At 63.1% G+C, this 23,944-nt stretch carries 23 protein-coding genes; 21 read left to right on the forward strand and 2 right to left on the reverse strand.

The genetic code is table 11. From position 1 onward, the window contains the following. Positions 1-12 precede the first annotated feature (12 nt). From M9945_RS14200 to M9945_RS14285, 18 genes are all read left to right on the forward strand, one after another. Positions 13-1,125 carry a hypothetical protein gene (locus M9945_RS14200; protein WP_367945132.1) on the forward strand — a complete coding sequence of 371 codons (1,113 nt, stop codon included), beginning with the start codon at positions 13-15 and terminating at the stop codon, positions 1,123-1,125. A gap of 38 nt (positions 1,126-1,163) precedes the next feature. After that, on the forward strand, positions 1,164-1,889 hold the full coding sequence (locus tag M9945_RS14205; RefSeq protein ID WP_367945133.1) for a hypothetical protein: 726 nt from the start codon (positions 1,164-1,166) through the stop codon (positions 1,887-1,889). An 86-nt stretch (positions 1,890-1,975) separates the two neighbouring features. Further along, on the forward strand, positions 1,976-2,857 hold the full coding sequence (locus M9945_RS14210) for a hypothetical protein (RefSeq protein WP_367945134.1): 882 nt from the start codon (positions 1,976-1,978) through the stop codon (positions 2,855-2,857). A gap of 11 nt (positions 2,858-2,868) precedes the next feature. Beyond that, positions 2,869-3,078: a hypothetical protein gene (locus M9945_RS14215; protein ID WP_367945135.1), complete on the forward strand. Its 210-nt coding sequence runs from the start codon at positions 2,869-2,871 to the stop codon at positions 3,076-3,078. Beyond that, positions 3,075-3,473, forward strand: a complete 399-nt coding sequence (locus M9945_RS14220; protein ID WP_367945136.1) for a hypothetical protein — start codon at positions 3,075-3,077, stop codon at positions 3,471-3,473. Before M9945_RS14215 ends, M9945_RS14220 begins: the two co-directional genes overlap by 4 nt. A 276-nt stretch (positions 3,474-3,749) precedes the next feature. Continuing rightward, positions 3,750-5,897 (forward strand): DNA polymerase, encoded by a 2,148-nt coding sequence (locus M9945_RS14225; RefSeq protein WP_367945137.1) that lies wholly within the window; start codon positions 3,750-3,752, stop codon positions 5,895-5,897. Between the two features lie 57 nt (positions 5,898-5,954). After that, positions 5,955-7,823: a phage portal protein gene (locus M9945_RS14230; protein ID WP_367945138.1), complete on the forward strand. Its 1,869-nt coding sequence runs from the start codon at positions 5,955-5,957 to the stop codon at positions 7,821-7,823. Positions 7,824-7,990: 167 nt separating this feature from the next. Next, on the forward strand, positions 7,991-9,367 hold the full coding sequence (locus M9945_RS14235; RefSeq protein ID WP_367945139.1) for a hypothetical protein: 1,377 nt from the start codon (positions 7,991-7,993) through the stop codon (positions 9,365-9,367). Positions 9,368-9,472: 105 nt separating this feature from the next. After that, positions 9,473-10,144: an XkdF-like putative serine protease domain-containing protein gene (locus M9945_RS14240; protein WP_367945140.1), complete on the forward strand. Its 672-nt coding sequence runs from the start codon at positions 9,473-9,475 to the stop codon at positions 10,142-10,144. A 1-nt stretch (position 10,145) separates the two neighbouring features. After that, the gene (locus tag M9945_RS14245) at positions 10,146-11,591 is read left to right on the forward strand and encodes a hypothetical protein (RefSeq protein ID WP_367945141.1); all 1,446 of its coding nucleotides are present in this window, start codon (positions 10,146-10,148) and stop codon (positions 11,589-11,591) included. A gap of 39 nt (positions 11,592-11,630) precedes the next feature. After that, complete coding sequence (locus M9945_RS14250; protein WP_367945142.1) at positions 11,631-12,608, forward strand: hypothetical protein; 978 nt, start codon at positions 11,631-11,633, stop codon at positions 12,606-12,608. 89 nt (positions 12,609-12,697) lie between these two features. After that, positions 12,698-13,297, forward strand: coding sequence for a hypothetical protein (locus tag M9945_RS14255; protein WP_367945143.1), 600 nt, complete (start codon positions 12,698-12,700; stop codon positions 13,295-13,297). A 3-nt stretch (positions 13,298-13,300) separates the two neighbouring features. Further along, entirely contained in the window at positions 13,301-13,906 is a 606-nt protein-coding gene (locus tag M9945_RS14260) for a hypothetical protein (protein WP_367945144.1), read from the forward strand. Between the two features lie 10 nt (positions 13,907-13,916). Continuing rightward, positions 13,917-14,570, forward strand: a complete 654-nt coding sequence (locus tag M9945_RS14265; protein ID WP_367945145.1) for a hypothetical protein — start codon at positions 13,917-13,919, stop codon at positions 14,568-14,570. A gap of 1 nt (position 14,571) precedes the next feature. Then, positions 14,572-15,072, forward strand: coding sequence for a hypothetical protein (locus M9945_RS14270; protein ID WP_367945146.1), 501 nt, complete (start codon positions 14,572-14,574; stop codon positions 15,070-15,072). Positions 15,073-15,155: 83 nt separating this feature from the next. Next, entirely contained in the window at positions 15,156-15,335 is a 180-nt protein-coding gene (locus M9945_RS14275; RefSeq protein WP_367945147.1) for a hypothetical protein, read from the forward strand. Positions 15,336-15,368: 33 nt separating this feature from the next. After that, on the forward strand, positions 15,369-15,596 hold the full coding sequence (locus M9945_RS14280) for a hypothetical protein (protein WP_367945148.1): 228 nt from the start codon (positions 15,369-15,371) through the stop codon (positions 15,594-15,596). Between the two features lie 38 nt (positions 15,597-15,634). Then, positions 15,635-16,888, forward strand: a complete 1,254-nt coding sequence (locus M9945_RS14285) for a hypothetical protein (RefSeq protein ID WP_367945149.1) — start codon at positions 15,635-15,637, stop codon at positions 16,886-16,888. A 90-nt stretch (positions 16,889-16,978) separates the two neighbouring features. Here M9945_RS14285 and M9945_RS14290 read toward each other — a convergent pair whose 3' ends face one another. Together M9945_RS14290 and M9945_RS14295 are read right to left on the reverse strand one after the other, a co-directional pair. After that, entirely contained in the window at positions 16,979-17,209 is a 231-nt protein-coding gene (locus M9945_RS14290) for a BrnA antitoxin family protein (protein WP_367945150.1), read from the reverse strand. Then, on the reverse strand, positions 17,196-17,471 hold the full coding sequence (locus M9945_RS14295) for a BrnT family toxin (protein ID WP_367945151.1): 276 nt from the start codon (positions 17,469-17,471) through the stop codon (positions 17,196-17,198). The genes M9945_RS14290 and M9945_RS14295 overlap by 14 nt, the downstream gene beginning before the upstream one ends. Before the next feature lie 233 nt (positions 17,472-17,704). Here M9945_RS14295 and M9945_RS14300 point away from each other — a divergent pair, with 233 nt between their 5' ends. Genes M9945_RS14300 through M9945_RS14310 form a run of 3 tightly spaced genes read left to right on the forward strand, consistent with a single transcriptional unit; the run spans position 17,705 to position 23,928 of the window. Then, positions 17,705-18,193 carry a hypothetical protein gene (locus tag M9945_RS14300; protein ID WP_367945152.1) on the forward strand — a complete coding sequence of 163 codons (489 nt, stop codon included), beginning with the start codon at positions 17,705-17,707 and terminating at the stop codon, positions 18,191-18,193. A 26-nt stretch (positions 18,194-18,219) separates the two neighbouring features. Further along, positions 18,220-18,615: a hypothetical protein gene (locus M9945_RS14305; RefSeq protein WP_367945153.1), complete on the forward strand. Its 396-nt coding sequence runs from the start codon at positions 18,220-18,222 to the stop codon at positions 18,613-18,615. A gap of 33 nt (positions 18,616-18,648) precedes the next feature. After that, positions 18,649-23,928 (forward strand): phage tail tape measure protein, encoded by a 5,280-nt coding sequence (locus tag M9945_RS14310; protein ID WP_367945154.1) that lies wholly within the window; start codon positions 18,649-18,651, stop codon positions 23,926-23,928. The last annotated feature ends 16 nt before the right edge of the window (positions 23,929-23,944 follow it).

Here is a 23,944-nt window from a genome sequence, read left to right on the forward strand (position 1 = left end):
GGAGGGTAGCAGATGGCTCTCGTCGATCCCCAGAACACGTTGGCCTATCACCAGTCTCGGGTCCTGACATCCTATCGAGACATGTCGAATGTGCCTGTGCATCTGGTGTCCGCCGCCCTCAAGCAGTTCAAGTCGAAGGACAAGAACCCCGGCACGGTGCCGGAGGCGGAAGCGCTGTGGTTCTACGGCCTCAATCACGGCATGGCGCTGATTGCGGCGCAGTACGATCCGCTGCAGCCGCTCGACGAATGGGACCTTGCCTGGGTCAAGGACTATCATGGCCGGCTGATCGAGAAGTCGCTCCGCGCGTTCTACTACCTGCTGCTGATCTGCACGAGGGAAGCCCGTCACAACAAGTCATTGGCGAATGACGTCGTGCAGATGACGGAGAAGTTCGGCAAGGAGACCGCGCAGTGGTTCAAGATGTCCGGAGGCGAAGGATCGATCCACGAGAAGCTGCTGAACAAGCCGCCGCAGACCACGATCGGCAACTTTGTCGAGTGCGTCCGCTGGCAGTTCTATAACTCGAAGTGGAACTCCAGCTACGGCGGCAAGAAATGGGGACAGGTGACCGACTGTCTCTGCCGCTTCGTGAAGGGCGAATTCAGCGCCGAGATGATGCTCGATACCGTCTGGACGTTGAGCCACAACAACGGCCCCATATTCAACAAGTCGCATTTCTACGGGATGTACACGCACACCCTTCTCCGCATCCTCGATGTCCAGCGTTCCGGCCAGATACCGGAGGCGGTGCTTGCCGACCCGCAGATCAGCAAATTTGCCGATGCGGCGATGGCCTCGAAATTCAAGGACCTGAAAAGCCGGTTTCCCGGCGCCATTGGCGACTATGTCGACTGGTTCGTCGTCGAGGCGCTGGGCTCGGTCCACAAGTATCCAGCCGAGAAAGCCCAACAGGTCCAGGAGCACGGCATGTCCGTGAAGGCGAGCGAGGCCGAGAAGAATGCCGCGGCGCTCGCCCAGGCGAAGAAGGAAGCCGAGGCTGCGGCCAAGAAGGCAGCCAAGGAGCAGGCGGCGAAGGAAAAGGCCGAGTTCGAGAAGAACTGGTTCGTGGTCATGCCCGACGTCCAGGTGAAGAAGATCGAGATGATCCGCGAGGCGGCCTGACGGCGGCCACCAAACGAACGAAGGCCAAGGAGGGCCGGATGTCCAAGAGAAAGAACATCGACGACTTGCTCAGCAATGACCGGTCGGTGGCGCGCGCTGCCCGGAGCTATACCGACAGCCTGTTCGACGACGGCTGGAAGGGCGGCAAGTCGGGGGGCTACGCCGGCAACACCCACCGCTGCTACACCAAGCATCCGCCGCTCAAGCTGCCGGGCACGGATCTGGTGATCTACGGAGGCTCCTGCTCGGACCCTGTGATCCTCGACGCCGACGTCTATATCGGCTTCGATCATTCGATGCGGTGGACCGAGCGCCACTACCCCTGGAAAAAGGGGGAAGAGGTCTACTTCCGCATCCAGGACATGGGTGTTCCGTCCAAGCCGGAGGAGTTCAAGAAGCTGGTGGCCTGGACACGCGCGCAGCTCGAGGCTGGCCGCAAGGTACATTGCGGCTGCATCGGCGGCCACGGCCGCACCGGCACGTTCCTCGCCGCGCTCGTCTCGACCTACGGGGTTGATGACGCCATCACCTACGTTCGCGAGAACTACTGCCAGAAGGCTGTGGAGTCAGGCGGCCAGATCAACTTCCTGCACGAGCATTTCGGGGTGAAGAAGGTCAGCGGGTCGAAGCAAGGCGCCGGCAAGCCCGGCAAGGGCGGCGTTGTCCCCTACGGCAAGCCCGGCGGCTCCGACAGGAGCGGGTCGAAAAAGGCCAGCGTAAAGACCTACGGCTACCTGAAAGGAGCTGGCTCGATCTGGGAATAACTGCAATTGATTGCAAAATTTATTGCACCCGCAGACCTCTCAAGTAGAATGAAGATCACGGGCTATCCGAAACAAGGAGGTTAGCGGTGGCTGTGAAATTCAATGTCTTCGACGCCAAGACCGTGTTGATCAAGCTGGGGGTTTCCCAGGAGCAGGTCGACTGGCTGACGAAGCACCATGTCAAGGTCTCGCTGACGTCGTCGGACCTGATGCTGGCCATTCCGTCCGAGGACTTCTCGGAGACGACCGAGGAGTTCCACACCCATATCGGCCTGAACGTGATGGTGGCCCTGAAGAACGGCTCGATCTCCGCCGCCCAGACCGCGACCCTTCAGAGCCAGTTGCAGGGCACGATCTCGCATATCCAGGAGAAGCACGGCGCCTATCTGGCGAATCTGCCGGAGCCGCCGGAGGGCTGGAAGAACCCGATCACCCATCAGGGCACGCTGGGGAAGCTGCCGCAATTGCAGAAAACGCCGTTGACCTACGCCGACGCGAAAAAGCAGGCCGAGGGCGGCGCATCCGGGGCGTTCAAGATCAATAGCGGCATCCCTCCGATGCAGGCCGCGTCGAAGGTGACGCCGGGCTGGCAGAGCTTCGATCTCGACAAGATCAAGACGGCCGACCTCGTGAAGCTGCGCGACGCCACGCTGATGTACCAGCCGGTGCATGGCTCCTCGGCCGGCTCCCGTTACTTCATGGTCGCCGGCAACAGCTCGATCCGGGTGGCCGCCCGTTACAAGGGAGGCACGCTCTCCATCCGTCTGGAGGGACCGGGACTGTCGGACCACAAGAAGAAGATCGAGGCGATCGGCTTCTCGAAACTGTCCAAGTCGGAGCAGTACGCCTCGGTGCATCTCGATGTGGGAGGCGATCTCCTGCTCGCCAACAAGACGCTGGGCGCCTTCCTCGTCGGCTTGGGCGTCTCCCTCGAAACCCCGATCCCCGATCTCGCGCTGATCGCATAAGGAGCTGACCTTTGCTCACCGTTGAAGAATTCAAATCGCTCGAAGTCGGGGATGTCGTCGACACCGAGTCCCTGTTTCCCAGCCTGACCCAGGAGAAGGTGTCGTTTCACGTCCAGGAGCGGACGGAGCGCGAGGTCCGCTTCGTGGCCACCTTCCTGAACATCACCCTTGGCCGGTGGATGTGCCGTCTGACGGGCGGAAAGCTGGAGTGGTCGAAATGAGCTACACGACCCGCATGTACGCTCTCGCAGATGCGCTCGGCATGGCCATCGACAGCGACGGCGCGGACGGCAAGATCACGGGCGCCCGCATCAAGAAATGGAGGTTGCCGGGCGTCACCTTCGAATTCGGCCAGAAGGTCGTATCGTCGGGCATGATCGACGACCTGATCGGCGTCATCGCGAAGATCGCGGGGAACCTGGCGATTTTCGCGACGGTCGACGAGCAGGACGCAGTCGAGGTCCACATCCTCGATCTCGCGATGCTGCCGAAGGTGCAGTCCTGGCTCGAGGACGTGAAGCCCGCCAGCCGTGAAGACTGCCTCTCAAAGCTCGGCTCCGCCGTGGTCGCGTCCTTCAGGAAGGTCGGCAAGCAAGGCTGGAAGCCGGTGCCTTAGTTTTGCAATTGATTGCATAGAAATTTCGCAATGACCTTGTTGATCTGGACGACGTCCGAAACCTCCCTGCTGCAGAAGACCTTCGGCCCGATCCTGCGATCGTTCAGGCCGGAGGTGCCGGCGCACAAGTTCATACCCTGGAAAGAGGAGGACCCGGTCCCGGAAGCGGGGTCCGGGGACGTTGTCCTCGTATGTGGCAACAAGCCACTCGAAACGATGAGGCGCGAGGGTCTGGTTGCCAAGAACCGGACCCTGAATTCGTTACGGGAAAGACCCTTGAAGCGCGGCGGCGGTCACTTCCTGATGACCTTCGACCCGTACTCGATGATGACCGAGCCCGAGAAGATGGAGCTTCTCGCCTGGGACGTGCGGCTGGCGACGCGCGTGCTGCGAACCGGATCGGCGCTCCCGGACCTTGGCCAGTACAAATGGGTGAACAGCTACCAGCCGATGATCGACTGGATCGAGGCGCAGTTCGCCAAGACCGGCCGGCCCGTCGACGTCGCGTTGGACACCGAAACGATGGGCTTTTACCCGTGGTATCCGGACAAGGACATCGTCTCGATCAGCTTCACGGCGCAGCCGCGGACGGCCGAGGTGCTCTACCTTGGCCCGCAAAAGCACCCGGTCCAGCTCGACCCGAGCGTCCCGTTGTTCGACCAGATCAAATGGCTGCTGACTTCGCCGAAGGTGAAGCTGCGCATGTCCAACGGGAAGTACGACCTGATCTGGATCGGCGTGAAGTGGGGCATCGAATGCACGAACTTCACCTTCGACAACATGCTGGTCGGGACCCTGCTCAACGAGAACCTGTCGAACAGCCTGAACATCCACGCCAAGATCCGCACCGACATGGGCGGCTACGATGACGCCTTCAACGACCGGGTCGACAAGAGCCATTTCGAGAAGCTGCCGGCGGACGACGACTATCTGACCTATGCCGGCGGCGACACCGACGCGGCCCAGCGCGTGGCCGACGACCTGAAGGCTGATCTCCTGCAGGACGAGCAGTTGGCGAAATTCTACATCACCATCCTGCACCCGGCCGCCCGCGCCTTCGAGAAGATCGAGCGCCGCGGTGTCTGCGTCGACCAGCAGGAGTTCCACAGGCTCCGGGACGATCTGAAGGTCGTCGTCAAGGAGAACCAGGACAAGGCGATGAGCCTGCTGCCGAACAAGATGCGGATCAAGTACCGGGACCGCATAGACGAGCAGCTTGCGGCCGGCAAAAGCCCGCTACTGCCTTCCATCCTCAAGGAGTTCTTCTTCACCCCTCATGGGTTGAACCTCAAGCCCAAGATGCTCACCGGCAAGACCCAGGAGCCGTCAATAGCAAAGTCCCATCTTCGCCAGTTCGCGGACATTCCGGTGGCGATGGAAATGGTGTCGGTCCTGACCGAGATGGATTCGGCGGCCAAGACGCTATCAACCTTCGTCGAGGGCTTCCTCAAGCACCTGCGCCCGGACGGCAAATTCCACACGACCTACTTCCTCGGCCGTGCCGAGTTCGAGGGACATGACGACGACGAGTCGGGAACCGTCACCGGCCGCTTGTCAGCCAAGGACCCGCCGTTCCAGGTGACGCCGAAGAAGACGAAGTGGGCGAAGCGCATCCGCAAGTGCTTCCCCGCGCCGCCGGGGCACGTCGTCCTCGCGCTCGATTACAGCCAGGGCGAGCTGAAGGTCGTCGCCTGCGTCGCGAACGAGAAGAACATGATCCAGGCATATCTCGACGGCCTGGATCTGCATGCGCTGACCGGCGCCAAGCTGGCCGAAGTGGACGTTCAGGAGTTCATGGCATGGAAGGACAACGCCGACACGGCGCTGGCGCTTTTGTTCGAGAAGCACCGCACCAACGCGAAGCCGGCGAATTTTGGCCTCCTCTACGGCATGCAGGTTGAAGGGTTCCGCACCTACGCCTGGGCGAACTACGGCATCAAGCTCACCTTCGAGGAGGCGGAGAAGATGCGGAACGCCTTCTTCGAGCTGTATCCCGGCCTGCCGGACTACCACGAAAAGCAGCGCACGATCGTCCGCGTGACGGAGATGGTCCGATCCCCGTTGGGCCGAGTCCGTCATCTCCCGATGATCCGGTCCTGGGATCGCGAGATCAAGTCGCGGGCCGAGCGCCAGGCGATCAACTCCCCGATCCAGTCGACGCTCACGGACATGATGTGCTGGGCGATCGCCCTGATTGAGGACGCTTATCCGAACTCCGGCGTGCAGATCGTCGGCCAGATCCACGACGCCCTGATCGCATATGTGCCGGAGCACGAAGCGACCCTGTGGGCTGGACGCCTGACGGCGATCATGAGCAATTTGCCCTTCCACGAGCTGGGGTGGGAGCCTGTCCTGACGTTCACCGCGGATGCAGAGGCCGGCCCCACTCTTGCCGATCTGAAGAAGCTGAAGCTCGCCGCCTAGCGTCTGCAATCAATTGCAAGATGTGGCTTGAGCTGACGCTGCCGAGGCAGGTGCGGGATGAGCGACGAGAAGACCGAGGGCAAACGTCCTCATTTGCGGCTGGTGAAGTTCCAGGGTGACGGCGATCCGATCCTGGACAAGCTCAGGGGAAAAGTCTCGAAGGCGAATGGCGAGGCGGTGGCCGCCAATGCCTTCGAGATCGAGGATGAATACCAGGACCTCTACATCGGCGCTGCCCGCGACATCGGCATCCTCGAACCGCCCTACAATCTGAAGTCCCTCGACAGGCTCGCCCAGGAGAACAACGCCTTAAGCCCCTGCATCGAGGCGATGGTCACGAACGTCGACGGCACCGGCTATGATTTCGAGAAGGAGGGTGAGGAAGCCGAGGACAACGAGGACGACACCCGGATCGAGCACCTGAACGACTTCTTCTCCCAGCCGTGGCCGGGCGAGTCCTTCCAGACGATCCGCAAGAAGCTGCGCCGCGACCTGGAGCGCACCGGCAACGCCTATCTGGAAGTGCTGCGCAACGCCCAGGACGAGATCGTCTTCTTCCGGCACGTCGACGCAAAGATGATGCGCCTGGTCAAGCTCGACGACCCGATCCCCGTCAAGAAGACGGTAAAGCGCCGCGGCAAGGACGAGACGATCGCAGTCATGACGCGCGAGCGCCGCTTCTGCCAGATGGTGAACGGCGTCAGCCTGGTCTACTTCAAGGAATTCGGCGCGACCCGCGACGTTCACAAGAAGTCGGGCCGCTGGTCCCAGACCGGGCAAAGGCTGGCTGCGCCCGAACGCGGCACCGAGATCATCCATCTTACCCTGCTGCCCGACTCCCACACGCCCTATGGCGTTCCCCGGTGGGTCAGCCAGCTTCCCTCCGTGCTCGGTTCGCGCAAGGCCGAGGAGTTCAACCTCGAATTCTTCGACAATGGCGGTGTCCCGCCGGCCTTGATCGTCCTGCAGGGCGGCACCCTTCAGCATGAGACGCGCGACGCCCTCGAACAGAAGATGACCAAGGGCACGCCCGGTAAGAAGAACCGCATCCAGATCCTGGAGGTGGAGCCCAGCGGCGGCTCACTCGAGAAGGAGAGCACCGTCCGCGTGACGGTCGAGCGATTTGGCGCCGAGCGCCAGAACGACGCGATGTTCGAGAACTACGACGACAAGTGCGAAACGCGCATCCGCCGCTCGTTCCGCCTGCCGCCGATCTTCGTGGGTAAGGCCGACGATTATTCGTTCGCCACCGCCTTCGCCTCCTACACGGTGGCCGAGGCGCAGGTGTTCAAGCCCGAGCGCGACGAGTTCGACGAGGTGGTGACGCTCAAGCTCGTGAAGGGCCTCGGCTTCGAGGAGTACAAGATCGTCTCGAAGCCGCTCGTCATCGAGGATGCCACGCTCAAGCTGGAAGGCATCAACATGGCCATCTCGACCGGGCAGGTCGAAATGGACGACGTGATCTACGAGATCAACGAGGCCGCCGGCACCGACATTCGCGTTTCCGACAAGCCCCGCGTCCTCAACGGCGCCAGCCATACGATCGACGCCGACGGCAGGATCGTGCCGGTCCCGATGCCGGAAGCCCCGGCGAACAGCAACAGGCCGGGGGCAGGAAAACCGAAGGCGGCCGCGAAGAAGAAGCCCACGCCGGTCGAGAAGACCGAGCACCGCGGCGCGCTCGACCTGGCGCTCGACACCATGCTCGCCCTGCGCAAGCGCGACGTCATTCAGCTGACGAAGAACATCAACCTGATCAGTTCACTCGATCATGTCGGCTTCGACCGCTTCCGCAAGGCATCGGCGGATTTGCAGTTCGTCGACACCACGCTCGACGCCGACGGCCTTACCGACCTCGCCTCCTGCACGATTTCCGTCATGGGGCGGGCCATGAAGCAGGACTGTGACTGCGGCCACATCCACTGAGGTGCGCGATGCTTGATCCGAAAGCATTCATCGCACTGGAGACAACCCAGTCGGCAGTCCTGCGGCACAGCTGGGAGCGGGACGCCGGGCGCCACATCGAGGCGCTCGACAAGATGCTCGCCCAGGGCCAGTGGGACTACGCCCACGAATATGCCGGCAAGATCACGATGAACGGCCTCGTCGGCTCGTCCTTTCCGCGCCTCGAGGAGCTGGCGGTCTCGTCGATCCTCTTCGGCGCCCAGAATGTCACGAAGGACCTCAAGAAGACGTCCTTTGTGACAGGCTCCGCGGAGATTCCCCGTGGTGTCCAGCAGGCCCTCGGCCACATGCAGGCAATGGTCGAGCGCGACGGGGCCGAGCTTCTCCGAAAAGAGCTTCATGCGCTGATACGGTCGGAAGAGCTTCAGATACGCGAACCGCTGGGGAAGGAAGAAGAGACGCTCTACGCCATGCGTCCGTTGAAGAACGCCGTGCAGTTAATTGCATGGGCGAAGGCGCAGGGTTTCCCATCAACCTTGGAAGACGACGATTTTCACGTCACCATCTGCTACAGCAAGGCGAAGGTAGAATGGGATGACGTTGAGCCGCGCGGCGACACGATCACGGTGTCCGGCGGCGCCAGGCAGATCGAGCTGTTCGGCAAGGCCATCGTTCTGACCTTCGACAGCGACGAGCTGCAGGCAAGGAACAGGGAACTGCGCAAGGCCGGCGCCTCTTCAGATCATCCCGCCTACCGGCCTCACGTCACGATTTCCTATGCCATCGAGGACTTCGACTTCTCGCTCGTCGAGCCGTTCACGGGTGACCTGGTGTTCGGCGCCGAGAAGTTCGCTCCCGTGAAGGAGGACTGGTCATCCGACATCAAGGAAATCCGCCTGAACAAGGCGGAACTCAGTCTGGCCGAACGGCTGAACAACGCCGTCCTCGGCAAGGGCGGAAAGATCATCGACATCGGCGCGAACCTCACGACAAGCCGGCTGGTGTCCCTCGGCTTCCTGGCCGAGGCGATCGACGCGGGGCTCGACACCTACCAGGTGAATGAGGTGCTCGACGAGAAGACCTGCCCAGTGTGCCGGTACATGCACGGCAAGACCTTCAGGGTCGAAAGGGAGTATTCCCGCGTCCTCAACGTCATGGCGACGTCCGACCCGAAGGAACTGAAGGGCCTCGCGCCGTGGCCTCTTCAGACGAAGGCCGGCCTCAAGCAGCTCTATTCGATGTCGCTGGGCGACATGCAATCATCCGGGTACGGCAGCCCGCCCTATCATCCCGGTTGCCGTGGGATGCTCGCGTTGCAGGGGTCGGTCATCGAAGAGTTTCCGATCGGCTCCATCGCCATCGCGGAGGCAGCGACGCTCCCGAGCAAGACCAAGCCGACGACGCCCGAGCCCACGCTGGCATGGACCGAGAAGCCGTATGCCTGGCTCGAACTGGTCGACAAGCTGAAGAGTCAAAACCGGCGAGAAGCCGCGCTCTCGGCGTGGTCGAACGACGATCTGGACACCGTGCGGCAGATCCTCGTGGACGCCGGTTTGCTGACGTGACGTCGGATCACGGGCTAAGCCGCATTTTTTGCAATCAATTGCAATGATCTAAGCCCTGCATATTCTCCCGCCTCGCTACTCGCGCACGAGATGGGGAGACCAGAGTTGTTCGGTTCGACGTTCGCAGCTGATTGGACGCAGGGGACATCCGTGCCTCCGGTGCAATCAATTGCACACGGCGGATCGGTCGCCGCGTCTGTCCAGATCAAGAAGCAAGATGACGAACAGCAGCTCGTCTACGGTGAGGTGTATGCGCCGGGTTTCCCTGACAGCCAGGGGGACTTCATGACGGTGGAGACCATCCAGGAGATGGCTCACGGGTTCATGCGCAAGGGGTTGGTCACCAAGATCGACGTCCAGCACTCTCAGCAGGAAAGTGGCTGCTACGTCGTCGAGAGCTTCATTGCTCGGGAAGGCGACCTGACTTTCATCCCTGGAAGCTGGGTGCTGGGCGTCAAGGTCCCCGATCCGGAGATCTGGAGCCTGGTGAAGTCCGGAGAGCTGAACGGTTTCTCCCTGGATGGCTTCGGCGTGCGCGTGGAAACGGTCCTCGAGATCGACATGCCCGACCTGCTCCAGGGAGAGACCCTTGAGGTCGAGGGGCACCGCCACCGCTTCTTCGTCAAGTTCGACCGGGACGGCAATTTCCTGGGCGGCCACACCGACGTCGTCGACGGTCACATGCATCGAATTCTGCGCGGAACCGTGACGGAGGACGCCTTCGGCCACGCCCATCGGTTCTCGTTCGTGGAGGGAGTCCTCAGTGCCCAGGTTTGAGATGAAAGCCACCGAGCTGCAGGGCACCGACGTGAACTTCGTATCGCTGGTGAAGCGGGGCGCAAACCGCATCCCGTTCCGAATTACCAAAGGGGATGAGCCCATGCTCGACTTGCACAAGATTGGCCGCACTCTTTTCAAGAAGGCCGAAGCTAAGCCCGAAATCGTGGCGGCGATCATGCAGCCGGGCACCGACGCCGACGCGCTCGCCCGCACCTTCAAGGAGGCCGGCCTCAACCCCGCCGAATACACGCCCGTCGAAAAGGATGGCGTGATCGTCGTCGCCAAGGCCAATGCCGAGGCCGCCGAGGACACCGTCATCATCAAGGCGAACGACAACATCGCGTTCGTCATCTCGAACATGAAGAAGGCGTTCTCGGACTACGACTACGAGAGCAAGGACTTCCTCACCGTCCTGAAGACCAACGGCTTCTACCCCACGCTCTGCGCCGCTCATGAGGCTTTCGCGACCACGGTCACCAATATCCTCTACGACGCCAACAGCCCCACCGAGGCGGCCCAGTCCATTTCCAAGGCGGCCGACGACTTCAAAAGCTACGTCACGGCGATGGCCTCGTCCTTGCCGGTCCAGGCTTTCAAAATGGAAGTCGCCCTGACCAAGGCCGACGCGGGCAAGAACGGCACCGGCGCCGGCTTCGAGGCCGGCAAGGGCACCGGCACGTCGCCGCGCGCCACGGCCGACGACGCGGCCAATACCGCCGTGAACGCCACCGGCGGCGAGAGCACGACCGGCAATCCGGATGAGGCCCCCGTCGATGCCCAGAAGGGCGACGGCAAGCCCCCGATGGCCGCCAAGGATAAGGACAAGGAGAAGGAGACCGAGGAGGCCAGGAAGGCCGAACTCAAGAACCTTCCCCAGCCGACCGGCCACGAACCGGGCGATGCGGACGGCTTCGCCGCTCCGCCCGCGGATACGCAGCGCGCCGTGGCGCATGCCAGCGCCGACGACAAGAAGATGAAGCTGAACGGCGGCACGACCGGCAGTTCCATCCCGGACGGCAACAGCGGCCTGGCCCGCTTCGGCGGCGTCAGGAAGAACGAAGGTGACGACCAGATCGGCGGCGAGCAGCAGACGCTTCCCGAGCATCAGTCGGGTGCCGGCGCGCAGCAGCCGAACCCGGAAAAGCCGACGGCGGCCGATCTCACGAAGTCGGAAAACGACGCGATTTTGCAAGCCATCGCAAATCTTCAGAAGAGCGTCTCGGAACAGGTCTCCGGCCTGGAAAACGCCCTTCAGAAGCAGGTCGGTTACCTGAACACCCGAGTCGATCAGGTGGCCACCATGGCACGCAAGACCGACGCGGCGCTGAACGGCACCGTGTTCGCGGAGTCACCCGCCGATCGCGCCGCCGCCCGCAAGGGCGAGGTCGAGAACGTGGACATCCCGCTCCTCGATACGGGCCTCTCCCGTCGCAGCGCCGCGTAACTGCGGAAGGCAAGCAACCCCTTTTGAAAGGAAATACCCATGTCGTCGAATTCCAGCCTTCTCCGCAAAGCCGACCTGGCCATCGCGGACCTGCAGGCCAATGGCGGCGAGCTGCTCCCCGAGCAGGGCGCCTCGTTCATCCGCAAGCTCATCAAGCAGCCGACCCTGATCCGCCTGTGCCGCGTGGTCGAAATGCTGTCCCCGAAGCGCAAGATCAACAAGATCGGCTTCGGCAAGCGCATCCTCCGCAAGGCCACGTCGGGAGTGGCGCTCACGCTCGCCCAACGCTCCAAGCCGACCACCGAGCAGATCGAGCTGGACACGAAGGAACAGATCGCAGAGGTGCGCCTGCCTTACGACGTCCTCGAGGACAACATCGAACGCGCGGTGTCGGCCAACAACGAAGGGTCGAACACTGGTCCTGGCGGCTTGCGCCAGACGATCATCGACCTGATCGCCGAGCGTGCGGCGCTCGACCTCGAGGAACTCGCCCTCTTGGCCGACACCGCCTATGTCAACGCGACCGATCCGGACGACCAGGCATACCTCTCCCAGCTCGACGGCTGGCTGAAGCGCGCCCGTACCGACGGTCATGCCGTCGACGCCGGCAACGTGACCATCGAGAAGTCGGTGTTCAAAAAGGGGTTGAAGGCGCTGCCGTCCCAGTACCAGCGCAACAAGGCCGCCTTGACGCACTTCATCTCGGTCAACAACGCCACGGAGTACCGCGACACGCTGGCCGACCGCGGCACCGGCCTGGGCGACAACATGGTGCAAGGCAACAGTCCCCTCTACGCCTACGGTTCGGGCGTGACCGACGTGGCGATGATGCCGGAGGAGGACGGCATCTACACCGACCCGCTGAACCTGATCTTCGGCGTCCAGCGCCAAGTGAGCATGGAGTTCGACAAGGACATCACCGCCCGCGTCTACATCATCGTCCTGACGTGCCGCGTGGACTTCCAGATCGAAGAGGCCGACGCGATCGTGGCTTACGAGAACATCGCTGAAGATTGATCGTAGTCTTGCAATCAAATGCACAAAGAGGCGGCCCCTACTAGGCTGCCTCTCATTGCTTGGAAGGCAGAAACGCTAAGGAGAGCAGCATGCCGACAGTTGAACTTCTGCGACCTCGGAGCCTGACGACGAGGGGTTTCCTCTTCCGTCAGAACGAGCCACGCACGGACGTCCCTTCGGAAGTCGCCCTCGAACTGATGGAGGACAGCCGCTTCAAGGTGGCTGGTCTCTCGAAGGCAGACTTCGAGGCCATCAGCGACAAGCCGCGCGGACGTGGCGAACTGCATGCGGCGATCCACGACGCGATCGGCCAGCTGGACGTCGACAGCGAAGACGACTTCACCTCCAGCGGCAAGCCGCACCACCTCGCGATCTCGCGCGTCCTTGGCTACGACATTACGGCGGCCGAGCGTGACGCCGCGATGCGCGCCTCCACCGCCGGCACACTCGACACGGCCGAAGGCGGCTCGGAGTCGATCGATCCGGCCAAGGATGGCTCGAAGACCAAGGGGGCCGGCGTCCGCATTGTTCGCGGTGCGACCGCCCGCCAGGAGCGCAAGGAGGCGCAGCTCAAGAAACTCAACACCGTCGGCGCCCAGAAGCCCGAGGAGCAGGACAAGGAGCCCGAGCGGCCGGAAGAAGCCGGCAGCCAGCAGGACGAGACGACCGAAGAAGCCGTGGAGGTCTGATCGATGCTGCTCGCCTCCGTGAAAGAGATCCGGGACCAGCTCGGTTTCGACGACATGACCGACATAAACGACGCCATCACGCAGGCGTTGCACGCTGTCGAGCCTCAGATCGCCGCACGTCTGGACACCTCTTTCGCGCGAGGCACGCAGAGCGATACCTTCTATGTGGGCGAGCCGACCGTCCAGGCGCCGGGCGTCAACAAGACGGAGTTCCGCCTCCGGCGCGGCCTGGTGCAGTCGATCATCTCGGTCACCGCCACGGCGAATTCCCTCCTCTTCAGCGAGGCCGAGCAGACCGACCTGACGTCGATCGTGCTTCCCGACAAGGACAAGGGGATCGTCCGCGACCTGAAGACTGCCTACCACCAGCAGACCGTGGAGATCGCCTACATCTACGGTTTCGAGGACGACGACACGTCCTACGATCTCGGTCAGGTGCCGAAATGGCTAAAAGAGTCCGCCCGTATCCTGGCGCTCATCCACCTGTCCAGCAACCCGGCGCTCACAGAGGCCGAGGTCAAGCTCGACGTCAGGATGCTGTCGGCCCAGTACGAAGCGCTCATGAGCAAGCACGTCCGGTACGCCCCGATGGCGCTGCTTCCCCTGTGACGGGGTCGTCATGGGCTCGGACCTTACCCTTGAGTTCGAATTCCGGAACAAACGCTTCAGGGACGCCGAGAAGGGCCTGCGCTCTTTTCATCATCACCTGAAGGCGAGTTGGGACGGTTCCGCCAAGGTCCTCAGTCAGGAACTGCGAGCGTTCCTTGATGAGATAGCCCAGGCCATGGTGCTTCGGCACTCGGGAGCGTGGCCCGGCGGCACCGGCTCGGAAACGCTGTCGAAGCGATCCGGCAAGATGCTCCAGAGCATCGTGGACAGCGTCGTCGTCAACGGCCAGACCTTCAGCACCATCCGGGGGACGATCGGCGGTTCGATGATCGCGGGCGTCCAGGAGTTCGGCGCAACGATCAAGCCGAAGAAGGCCAAGTACCTGACCGTCCCGCTGCCGGCTGCCCTGAACAGCGATGGAACCCCCAGGAAAAAGTCCGCCAGAGAGTGGGACAACACGTTCGTCGCCAGGAGCAAGGCCGGCAATCTGATCATCTTCCAGAGGCGAGGAACCCAGATCGTTCCCCTCTACGTCCTGAAAACAAGCGTCACGATCCCGCCGCGGCTCGGCATGCGCAAGACCCTCGATGTCGGCCTGCCGTACTTCGTCGAAAAGAGCATGGACGCGATCGTGCGTGCCGTCGCTACGGCGAAGGGAGCCTGACATGCCCGACACACCAAGCGTCCGCATGGGGATCATCAACCGCATCAAGGCTGCCTACGAGGCGGTGCAGCCACCGGCCGATCCCATGCACGTCCCGACCGATGCCGACTGGCCCTATGCGTTCTCGAGCGTCGAGCTGGGACCGCTGGAGCTGGAAGACCATCGCAAGAAGCACAGCGTCGGCATCGTGCCCGGCCCCGAGAAGGAGCGGTTCACCTTCCCGTTCATCGAATGCAATTTCCAGGTCGGGGTCGAATTCCGCATCACGGTGAACAAGAACGAGGAAAAGCCCCTGATCCAGGCCGAGCGCATGCTGACCGTGGTCAAGCGTGTCGTTGACGTCGATCGTACCTGGGGCGGTCTCGCGGTCGACACCAAGCGCACGGGCAACACGATCGACCTGTCGTCCTACGGGGACAAGACCGTCTTCGGCGCCCTCTTCATCGAGGTGATGTTCCGCCATTCGCATCTCGATCCGCGCGATCCGCACCCGGACCCCTGAGCATACCAAGCGCCCGACTTCGCGTTGACGCCTGATATTATTTTGCAATTGATTGCAAAAAGTATCGAGGGCGAGGATGCGTCGTGCGCAAGAGCTTCAAGCTGAAGGCCAGGGCCACAGAGCCGGCCGTAACCCCGGAGCCGGACTCCGAGGAAACGGCGCCTGTTGCCGATGAGCCCGCACCCGCGACCCCCGAGCCCGAGGACTACGGCAAGGGCGGCGTCTTCCGCTCGATCGGGGGAGGCAAGCGGGTCCGGGTCTGACCTGCACCTCCGCACTCCAAGGAAAGGTGCCCCATGGCTATCGCGCCCATCAGGAAACAGCAGTTCTCCGGCACGTCGAAGATCTTCGACGGCACGCTCGAGAAGAAGCTCAACGAAATCATCACGGCTGTGAACGGCGAGGAGCCGGCTTCCACGAAGCCCGAAATCGAAGCGCTCACGCCCATCGCTGACCCGTCGACGGCCACCTCCCAGGCCATCGCGGAGAAGCTGAACGATGTCATCGCGGCCCTCAAGGCGTGAGCGGCGGTCAGGCGAACTCCAGCAAAAGGTAAGAAGCTATGACCGTTGCAGCACCTCTGCTTACGCGCCGCGCTGTGCTCCAGACCGCGATCGAGGGCGTCTATCGCCAGGAAGCGGCTGTCGGCGTCAACGACGCGCTCTATGTCGAAGAACCCGACTACGCCGTCGACGTAAACCTCCTCGAACGCGACTTCGCCCGCGACGACCTCTCGCCGCTCCCGAATATCGTCGGGCGCCGCCTGGCGTCGATGACGTTCACCACCGAGCTGAAAGGTTCAGGTGCCCAGAACAGCGGCAACGTCGCGGATGCTCCGCTAATCGCCCGCCTGTTCCGGGCGTGCGGCTACTCCCTCACGGCCATTCCTGACGCGGACAGCACGGTCGTCTACCCGATCGGCAACCACACGGTGGAAGTCCAGTGGCTGGTGAGCGCTGTCGCGGCCGCGCACACCGACGTCATCAACTACTCGATCGAGGTCGTGACCGGCGGTCCTTCCGGCACGGCAGAGGTCGCCATCGTTTCAGACACCGCAGGGGAAGGCTCGCCCGGCCCCTCCATCGTGGCGACGTCCGGGACCGCGATCCCGCTTGGTACGCACGGCCTCGAAGTCACGCCGACCTGGGCGGGCAATCTGCAGGCCGGCAAGCGCTGGACCGTCTGGGCGCTCCCCACGGGCCTGCGGCTCGATCCGATCTCGGACAATTTCGAGAGCCTGACGCTGGTGCTGAACATGGACGGCGTCCAGCACAAGATGCTGGGCTGCTTCGGCACGTTCTCGGTTTCGGCCGAGGCCGGCGACTATGCCCGTATCGAGTGGGAGTTCCAGGGAACCTTCATCGACCCGACGGACGTGCCGATGCCCATCTGCAACTACGAGAAGTCGCTTCCGTCCCAGGTGGAACTGGCTCGCCTGCGGATGGACAAGGACTACATCATCGTCAACGCCTTCAACTACACGCAGGGCAACGATATCCAGATCCGCCCGGACGTCAGCTCGCGTGAAGGCTATGTCGGCACCCGCATCGTCTCGCGCGCGCCCGAAGGCGGCATCGACCCCGAGGCAGAGAAGGTCGCTGATCATGACTTCTGGGGGAGGATGGGCGACGCCGAGCGCATGACGTTCCAGATGCGGGTCGGCAAGGATCGCGGCAACACGGTGTGGTTCTTGGCGCCCAGCGTCCAGTACACCGGCCTGACCTACCAGGACCGGAACGGCATCAGGACCTACGATGCGCAGCTGCGCTTCAGCCGGGTTCTCGGAAACGACGAGCTTTGCATCGTCCTGGCTTAATATTCGCGATCACTTGCCTTTGGGGAGAGCGGCGGCGCTCTCCCCTTCCGGCCAAGTCCATGAGCCTGGAAGGATCGCCCTCGACGGCCCCTAGAGCTGCCCGGTTGCCACGAGCTTGCCCAGCAAGGCATTCACGCGCGTTTGCCATCCGGGGCCACTACTCCGCAGGTGCTCGACCGTTGCCGCATCCAAACGGATCTTCACCTCTACCTTCGGCGCATCCACTTTAGGCCGTCCACGCCGGGACGGCTTCATGCCAGCCATGAACGCGGCATCCATCGGAGGGTTGTCGTCGTGAATCTTCGGGTCAAACTTGGCCATGATAGAACCTTGCTTCGTGCTTTTCTGCCAGGCGCAGGCTGATGGCGCGAACGGCGTTTTCGTGAGAGCCTTCAGTGAAGACTAGCACATGCAGGCGGTTGTCGATTAGCCCCATAGCGACAAACCGAACCTCGCCATAGTCGAAGCGATCATCCTCGCGCTCAAATGCGGTATCCCAATCGAACGCTTCTGCAGCCTGTAACGACATGCCGTGCTTGGCGATATTCGTCGCATCCTTGGCAGGATCGAACTCGATCTCCATTGTTTTTCGTACACCCATTTAATCGAGAGGGCAATAATTTTTGTACACCCGAAAAAGATTGCCTGGGTATGATCAACCTTTGGGGTGTCTCTCCATGATGGCGACGAGAGCGGCCCGGATCAACCCGTAGGCCATCGCTTTTGCAATCAATTGCATGAAATAGCAGACCTCTCTTAGGCTTTGGGCGCCGCCGACTTGGCAGCCGAAACCCAGACAGCCGAAGGAGGCAGACCGTGGCTCTGATCGCAATGACCGTGTCCGATACGATCGAGCACGTTTCCGATCGCGACCCTTGCAAGAAGAAGATCACCGTTCCGGTCGATCCAGGCGATCCGTCCAAGGGCGTGAAGGAAGACTTCGTCATCGAAGAGGGTGCGACCGTCTTCTTCCTCAAGCCGCTCGACGTCTTCCTCAACGGCTACATCTACGACAACGCCTCGTCCCTTACGGGCAAGGAGGGGTCCGCCGAGGTCGGCATCAAGACCCGCGTGAACCAGACCAACATCGATGCCGTCCGCCACGGCCTTGCCGGCTTCCGCAATTTTGTCGACGCCAAGGGCAGCCAGATCGCGTTCAAGACCCAGAAGGACGTGGTCAACGGCCGCGAGTACGACGTCGCATCCGACGAGACGATCTCGAAGCTCGGCCTGCGGCTGATCCAGGAACTCGCCGGCAGGATCAAGGAAATTTCCGACGTCACCACGGACGAGGAAAAAAACTAAGACGGGGCGTCACCGCCATACGGTTGATGCCCGAGCGCAATTGCGTCGGCTGCACCAAGCAAGCGCTTTGGGGGTGTACCGCCAGGCGATGGAAGGATCACCCGCCGCACGAACCGGACCAACCGGGCAACTGGGTCAACCCCGCTGCCCATCCGGTCCAGCTGATGGGGGAAACGACCTACGCATGCCCCCGCCAGCACATTCGGGAGAACCCACGCTACTGGGGCTGGCTGCTCAAGTTCTACGGTTTCTACAAGAAGGGCTTCCTGCCCGGACCCGGCGGACTCCTCGATCAGTCGAACAAGGCCCTGGAGGTTTTCCGCATCCTAGATGACGCGAACGACCAGTGCGATCGCGTGGAAGCGGAGAAGGAGAAAGCCAGAAGCAGCAAGAGGCCGAGCAGAGCACCAGGCCGCCGATAGTTGTGCAGTTGATTGCAAGAAGGCACCGTTGTCGTGAATTCTCAGGAACTCGAATTCATCATCAAAATGAGGGACGAAGCCTCGGCCCTCATCGAGAACCTGGGCGGCTCCTTCGGCAAGGCCGGCAAAGGCGCGAAGGGTCTTTCGGACGACAACAGGAAGGTCGCCGGCAGCCTCGACGAAATCACCACCTCGGCCAAGCAGGCGATTGCCGCGCTGGCCGGTGTGGCGACGTCCGCAGGCTTGATCCGCAAGTCGGTCGGAGCCTGGAACGCCTACGAGATGGGCATCGTCGGCGTGGTCAAGACGACCAACCTCGCGGGCCGGGAACTTGAGGACTTCCGACGGAAGTTCGACAGCCTCGACAAGACGATGAAAGGCATCAGCACCCGCGAGCTGGCAGGTCTTTCCGAGACGGTCGGCCAGATGGGCGTGAAGGGCGTCGACGACATCGTCGCGATGACCGAGGTGCTCGGCAAGCTCGGCGTCACCTCGGACGTCGTCGGCCAGCAGGGCGCGACGATGGTCGGCCGCATCCTGTCCCTGACGGGAGAAGGCCCCGCCGGGGTCCGTCAATTCGGTGACGCCCTCAACCAGCTCGGCAACAACTCGAAAGCCACCGAGAGCGAGATCCTGAACATGGCGGCCGCCGTGGCTCAGTCGACCTCCGAATTCGGCCTGTCCTCCAAGCAGGTGCTCGCCCTGTCGGCCGCCGCCCGCGAACTCGACCTGAAGTTCGAGGTGACCGGCTCCACGTTCGGACGGGTGCTTCGCAACCTTCGAGACGGCTCCGCGACAGGCGCGAAGTCGTTCAAGACCTTCCTCGAGCAAGCCAGTCTTACGCGCGAGCAGTTCGACCAGATGATGAAGGACGATCCCTCCGAGGTCCTCATCAACTTCGCGGAGGTCTACGCCAAGATGACCAAGACGGGTCAGGCGGTCACTTTCCTCGAACAGCTCGGCCTGAACACCGACGAGATCAAGCGTGTCTTCGGCACCATCGGCGTGCGCGTCGAGGAAGTCCGCGCGACCATGAACCAGCTTTCCGGCGATGATTGGGTCGGCGCGCTCGACCGCGAGTTCGCGGCGTTCTCGGCCGCCCAGGAAAACCGGATGATCGCCCTCGGGAAGGCCATGACGAGCGCCTTCGCGGCGGTCGGGGAAGCACTTGCTCCGCTCACCGGCCCGCTCGTCGACGGCCTCACGTCGGGCATCTACGCGGCGATCACGGCGTTCAAGGCCATGCCGGAGCCGATCCAGACGGCAGTCGCGCTCGCGCTTACGCTCGGCCCTGCCGTGCTCGCGGTGATCCCCGCCGTTCGTCTCCTTGCGACGACCTTCAAGCTGCTTGGCGGCGCATCGATGTTCTCCGGCCTGACCGGCGCCCTCGCTGGGTTGCCCGCGCTGCTCGGGGTCGTGCGCAAGGCGTTCATCTCGACCGTCGCCGGTGCGGTGATGATGGCCAGGACCTCGGCGCTGATGACCGTCACGACCGGTCAGGCGATCGCGGGTCTGATCGGTTTCATCAAGAGCATCGGCCCGGCGTTCAAGGCGGCTACCGCGGCCGCGTTGCTGTTCAGCAGGCAGGCGATCGCCGCGATGGTCCGGCTCGGTGCGGTCATTCTTGTCACCTCGGGAAACCTGCTGGCGATGGTCCGCAATTTCGGCCTGATGGCGGCCGCCGCTCGCACGGTGGGCATCGTCACCGCGGCCTTTACCGGGCTGCGTGCAGCTATCATCGCGATCCCGGCGCTGATCGTCGGCATTCCGGCGGCGCTTGCGGGCGTCACCGCCGCGATTGCGGCAGCTCCCGCCGTCCTGGTCGCGGCGATCGTCGCGGCTGTCACGGCCGCCGTCGTCGCGCTCGGTGTGGTCATCTACAAGAACTGGGACGAGATCGTCGCATTCTTCTCCATGAGCTGGAGCGAGATCGGGGCGGCTCTCTACGACACGATCGCCGGAGCGTTCGACGCGACCGTCCAGTACCTCACAGACAGGTGGGACAGCTTCGTGTCCTGGCTGTCCGGGGAGGACGTCGATGACGTCCTGGGGGACGTGCAGCTGCGGCCCTCGCTCGACCTCGACGCCGTCCGGAGCCAGATCGACGAGGTCAGCCGCATCCCCGTCTCCTTCGGCAAGGAGGACGAGTCGCTCATCGACGCCCTCGTGCCGATGGCCGCCATCCGCAAGCAGTTCGAGCAGCTCGAGACCTTCGTCAACGAGAAACTCAGCCGGGCGACCGACGAGGAGCTTGCCGGCGTCGGCATCAAGCGGGAGGACCTCGAAGGCGCTCGCGAGATGCTCGCGCTGCACATGCAGATGCGCGACAATCCGCTGTTCACCCAGGAACGCGGGCTGAAGGACCAGATCGAAGACGCCCGCGCGTGGACCGGCGAGGACAAGGCGCGTCTCGAACTCGAGCGCCAGATTCGGGACGCCGCCGAGGCGACAGGCCGCTCCTACGAAGAGACGCGCAAGCGCTTGGCCGGCGTCGTCCGCGAGCTGCAGGAGGCTCGGAAGCTCGAAGCCTTCAAGGACATGATGGGCGATCTCGACGAGGAGATCGAAGCTGCGAAGGCCGTTACCGCAGCCGCCAGGGAGGAGCTTCAGGTCAAGAAGCTCATCAACGAGTTCAACAAGGAGAACTTGGCGCTCACCGAAGCCGAGGCTGCCGCGGTTCGCTCGAAGGTGGCCGCGCTCAACGAAGCCAAGAAGCAGGCCGCCTATGACGAGGCGCTGCGATCCGCACAGCAGGAGCTTGAACTCGCTCGCGCCACTACGGCGTCGGAGAGGGAACGCCTCCAGATCAAGCACCAGATCGCGGACTTCGAGAAGTCGAACGGCGCGCTCTCGGCCGACCAGAAGGCAGCCCTGGAGTCGGCCTTTGCGGCAAAGAACCAGGCCGAGGCTTTCAACCAGTTGAAGAGCACGCTCGATCCGGTGGGCGAAGCGACCCGCCAGTACGAGCAGAATGTCCAGACGCTCAACGCGGCCCTGGCGTCCGGGGCGATCACGGCCCAGCAGTACCAGCAGATGCTGAACACGCTGAACGCGACTACGCAGGACGCCCGTGATCCGTTCGGCGCGCAGCTCCGCTCGATCCGGGAGGCGATGGACGCGGCCCGCATCACCGGCGACTACCGCGATGCCGACGTAAAGACGCTGCAGACGATCAACGACCTGCAGCGCCAGGGTGTCGTGCTCACCCAGCAGCAGAAGGATCAACTCGCGGCGATGAACCGCGAGCTGCAGGATATCGAAAAATCCCAGAGTTCGGGCCTGCAAGGCTGGATCAACAGCGTCGGCTCGATGACCGACAATCTCCTGGACCTGACAAAGGATGTGGCCAGCGGCCTGTCCGACGCCATCTCCGGCGCACTGACCGGCGCGCAGGGCTCCTGGACGAACTTCCTGCGCGGCATCGCCAACAGCATGGTCAAGATCGGCGTCAACCAGTTCCTGAAGAACCTGGTGCAGGGCGTCCAGGGTGGCGCCGGCAATGTCACGGGCGGCATCAAGGACTTCTTCTCGAAGATCTTCGGCGGCAGCTCGCCCGTGGCGCCTGCGGGCACGGCCACCGACGCGGCCGCAGCAGTCCAAAGCGCCGTGCAGCAGATGGCCACCGCCACGATGAATGTTACGGCCGCCACGGTCCTGATCAACGGTTCGCCTCTGGGTGTCCCTGGCATGTCGCCGGGTAGCACCGGCGTGCTTCCCGGCCTGGGCGCTGCGAACCAGAACTTCGCTGCTCCGCTCGGCCAGGTGACGCGCCAGGCCCTTGCCCCGATCAGCGAGGCCGTCGACGACGTCTCGAAGCAACTGCGCGGCTCGATCGATGTCGTGACCAGCGCCACCAAGGGCCTCGATCTCGGTTCGCTGCGGGGCGGCCTCGACCTGACGGGTGCCAGCACAAACCTGGGCCTGCGCGGTTCGTTGCCTCTGGACATCGGCTCGGTCCAGAAGGTGACCGAGCAGGCGATCCAGCCCGCGCTGAAGTCCGCCGCCGGCAGCTTCGCCAAGCAGATAAGCCTGACGCCCAAGGAAATCCTCGACCTGAAGAAGACGCTGTCGACCGAGTGGGTCACGGGCGCCGGGGAGATGCAGGGCAAGGGCATCATCGACACGATCCTGAACCGCAAGGCGTCCGGCAAATGGGGCGACAGCATCACGGACGTCGTGAACGCGCGAGCGCAGTTCTCGGACATCAATTCCATCCTGACCGACAAAAAGGGTCGCTGGACGGTTGATGCGCTCCCCAACAGCATCCTGAACTCGAAGAAGGGTCAGATGTCCTCGGACCTGGTCGACCGCTGGCTGGCGGAACGTGCGGCCGGGGCTCAGTCGTCCGTGGGCGACAATCTGAACTATGCCAATCCCCACTACAGCTCGAAATCGAACCTCGGCTGGATCAACGCGCTCGAAGGACCGAAGTATGGTGCCGGCAAGGCGATCCACTACCACGGCACGACGCCGGAGCTGCAGCGTTGGCGGCCGGGAGAGTTTGGCCTGAACCTGCCGGGCCAGCCGGGCGTCGACATGATGTCCACCAGCTCGATCCCGCAGGTCACGCAGCTGACCGAGCAGTGGAAGCAGCAGATGACCCAGGCGAACGTGACGCTCGCCCAGGCCATGCCGCAGCAATTCACGCCGGCACTTCAGAACGTCGGCCAGCAGTTCACCCAGGTATTCGGCCAGGGCGGGCAGGCATTGCAGGGGATCGCTCCGCAGTTCCAGCAGATCGCCCAGCAGGCCCAGGGCGTTGTTCCGGCGTTGGGCGGCCTCGGCCAGCAGCTCACCGGCCTCATGGGGCCGCTCATGCAGGCGCCCGCTGCCACCGGCCAGTTCTCGCAGGCCCTGATGCAGATGATCCAGCAGATGGCTTCCTCCGGAATGGGCGGTATGGGGGGCATCTTCGGCATGCTCGGCGGTCTGTTCCACAAGGGCGGCGACGTGGACGGCGGTATCCCGGCCTCGGGCCTGCGCATGATGCCGGCGAACACCTGGGCGAACGCAGTCAAGCACCACAACGGCCTGAAGAGCGCCGAGTATCCGGCGATCCTGAAGCGCGGCGAGAAGGTGCTGACCGCCAACGACAACACTCGGACGATGAATGTCATCGAGGGCCTGACCTCTCGCCTGGAGGCCCAGCAACGTCAGCAAGCGCGCTCTGACCGGACCCGCTTCGGAAACCAGAACTTCAACCAGAACATCACTGTCTACGCCGAGGACGCGAACAGCTTCCGCAGGAGCGAGGGCCAGGTCATGGCCGACAGCTCCGTGCAGATGCGTCGCCTCGCCGGCCGCAACAGCTGATGTGCAGTCAATTGCA

Source organism: Aquamicrobium sp. (assembly GCF_023954335.1).
GTDB lineage: Bacteria > Pseudomonadota > Alphaproteobacteria > Rhizobiales > Rhizobiaceae > Aerobium.

What these genes read in the sequence shown, in the direction of transcription:
- M9945_RS14200 (WP_367945132.1), top strand. Translation starts at nt 13, where the DNA reads ATGGCTCTCGTCGATCCCCAGAACACGTTGGCCTATCACCAGTCTCGG.
- M9945_RS14205 (WP_367945133.1), top strand. Translation starts at nt 1,164, where the DNA reads ATGTCCAAGAGAAAGAACATCGACGACTTGCTCAGCAATGACCGGTCG.
- M9945_RS14220 (WP_367945136.1), top strand. Translation starts at nt 3,075, where the DNA reads ATGAGCTACACGACCCGCATGTACGCTCTCGCAGATGCGCTCGGCATG.
- M9945_RS14230 (WP_367945138.1), top strand. Translation starts at nt 5,955, where the DNA reads ATGAGCGACGAGAAGACCGAGGGCAAACGTCCTCATTTGCGGCTGGTG.
- M9945_RS14235 (WP_367945139.1), top strand. Translation starts at nt 7,991, where the DNA reads ATGAACGGCCTCGTCGGCTCGTCCTTTCCGCGCCTCGAGGAGCTGGCG.
- M9945_RS14245 (WP_367945141.1), top strand. Translation starts at nt 10,146, where the DNA reads ATGAAAGCCACCGAGCTGCAGGGCACCGACGTGAACTTCGTATCGCTG.
- M9945_RS14250 (WP_367945142.1), top strand. Translation starts at nt 11,631, where the DNA reads ATGTCGTCGAATTCCAGCCTTCTCCGCAAAGCCGACCTGGCCATCGCG.
- M9945_RS14255 (WP_367945143.1), top strand. Translation starts at nt 12,698, where the DNA reads ATGCCGACAGTTGAACTTCTGCGACCTCGGAGCCTGACGACGAGGGGT.
- M9945_RS14260 (WP_367945144.1), top strand. Translation starts at nt 13,301, where the DNA reads ATGCTGCTCGCCTCCGTGAAAGAGATCCGGGACCAGCTCGGTTTCGAC.
- M9945_RS14265 (WP_367945145.1), top strand. Translation starts at nt 13,917, where the DNA reads ATGGGCTCGGACCTTACCCTTGAGTTCGAATTCCGGAACAAACGCTTC.
- M9945_RS14270 (WP_367945146.1), top strand. Translation starts at nt 14,572, where the DNA reads ATGCCCGACACACCAAGCGTCCGCATGGGGATCATCAACCGCATCAAG.
- M9945_RS14280 (WP_367945148.1), top strand. Translation starts at nt 15,369, where the DNA reads ATGGCTATCGCGCCCATCAGGAAACAGCAGTTCTCCGGCACGTCGAAG.
- M9945_RS14285 (WP_367945149.1), top strand. Translation starts at nt 15,635, where the DNA reads ATGACCGTTGCAGCACCTCTGCTTACGCGCCGCGCTGTGCTCCAGACC.
- M9945_RS14290 (WP_367945150.1), bottom strand. Translation starts at nt 17,209, where the DNA reads ATGGCCAAGTTTGACCCGAAGATTCACGACGACAACCCTCCGATGGAT.
- M9945_RS14295 (WP_367945151.1), bottom strand. Translation starts at nt 17,471, where the DNA reads ATGGAGATCGAGTTCGATCCTGCCAAGGATGCGACGAATATCGCCAAG.
- M9945_RS14305 (WP_367945153.1), top strand. Translation starts at nt 18,220, where the DNA reads ATGCCCGAGCGCAATTGCGTCGGCTGCACCAAGCAAGCGCTTTGGGGG.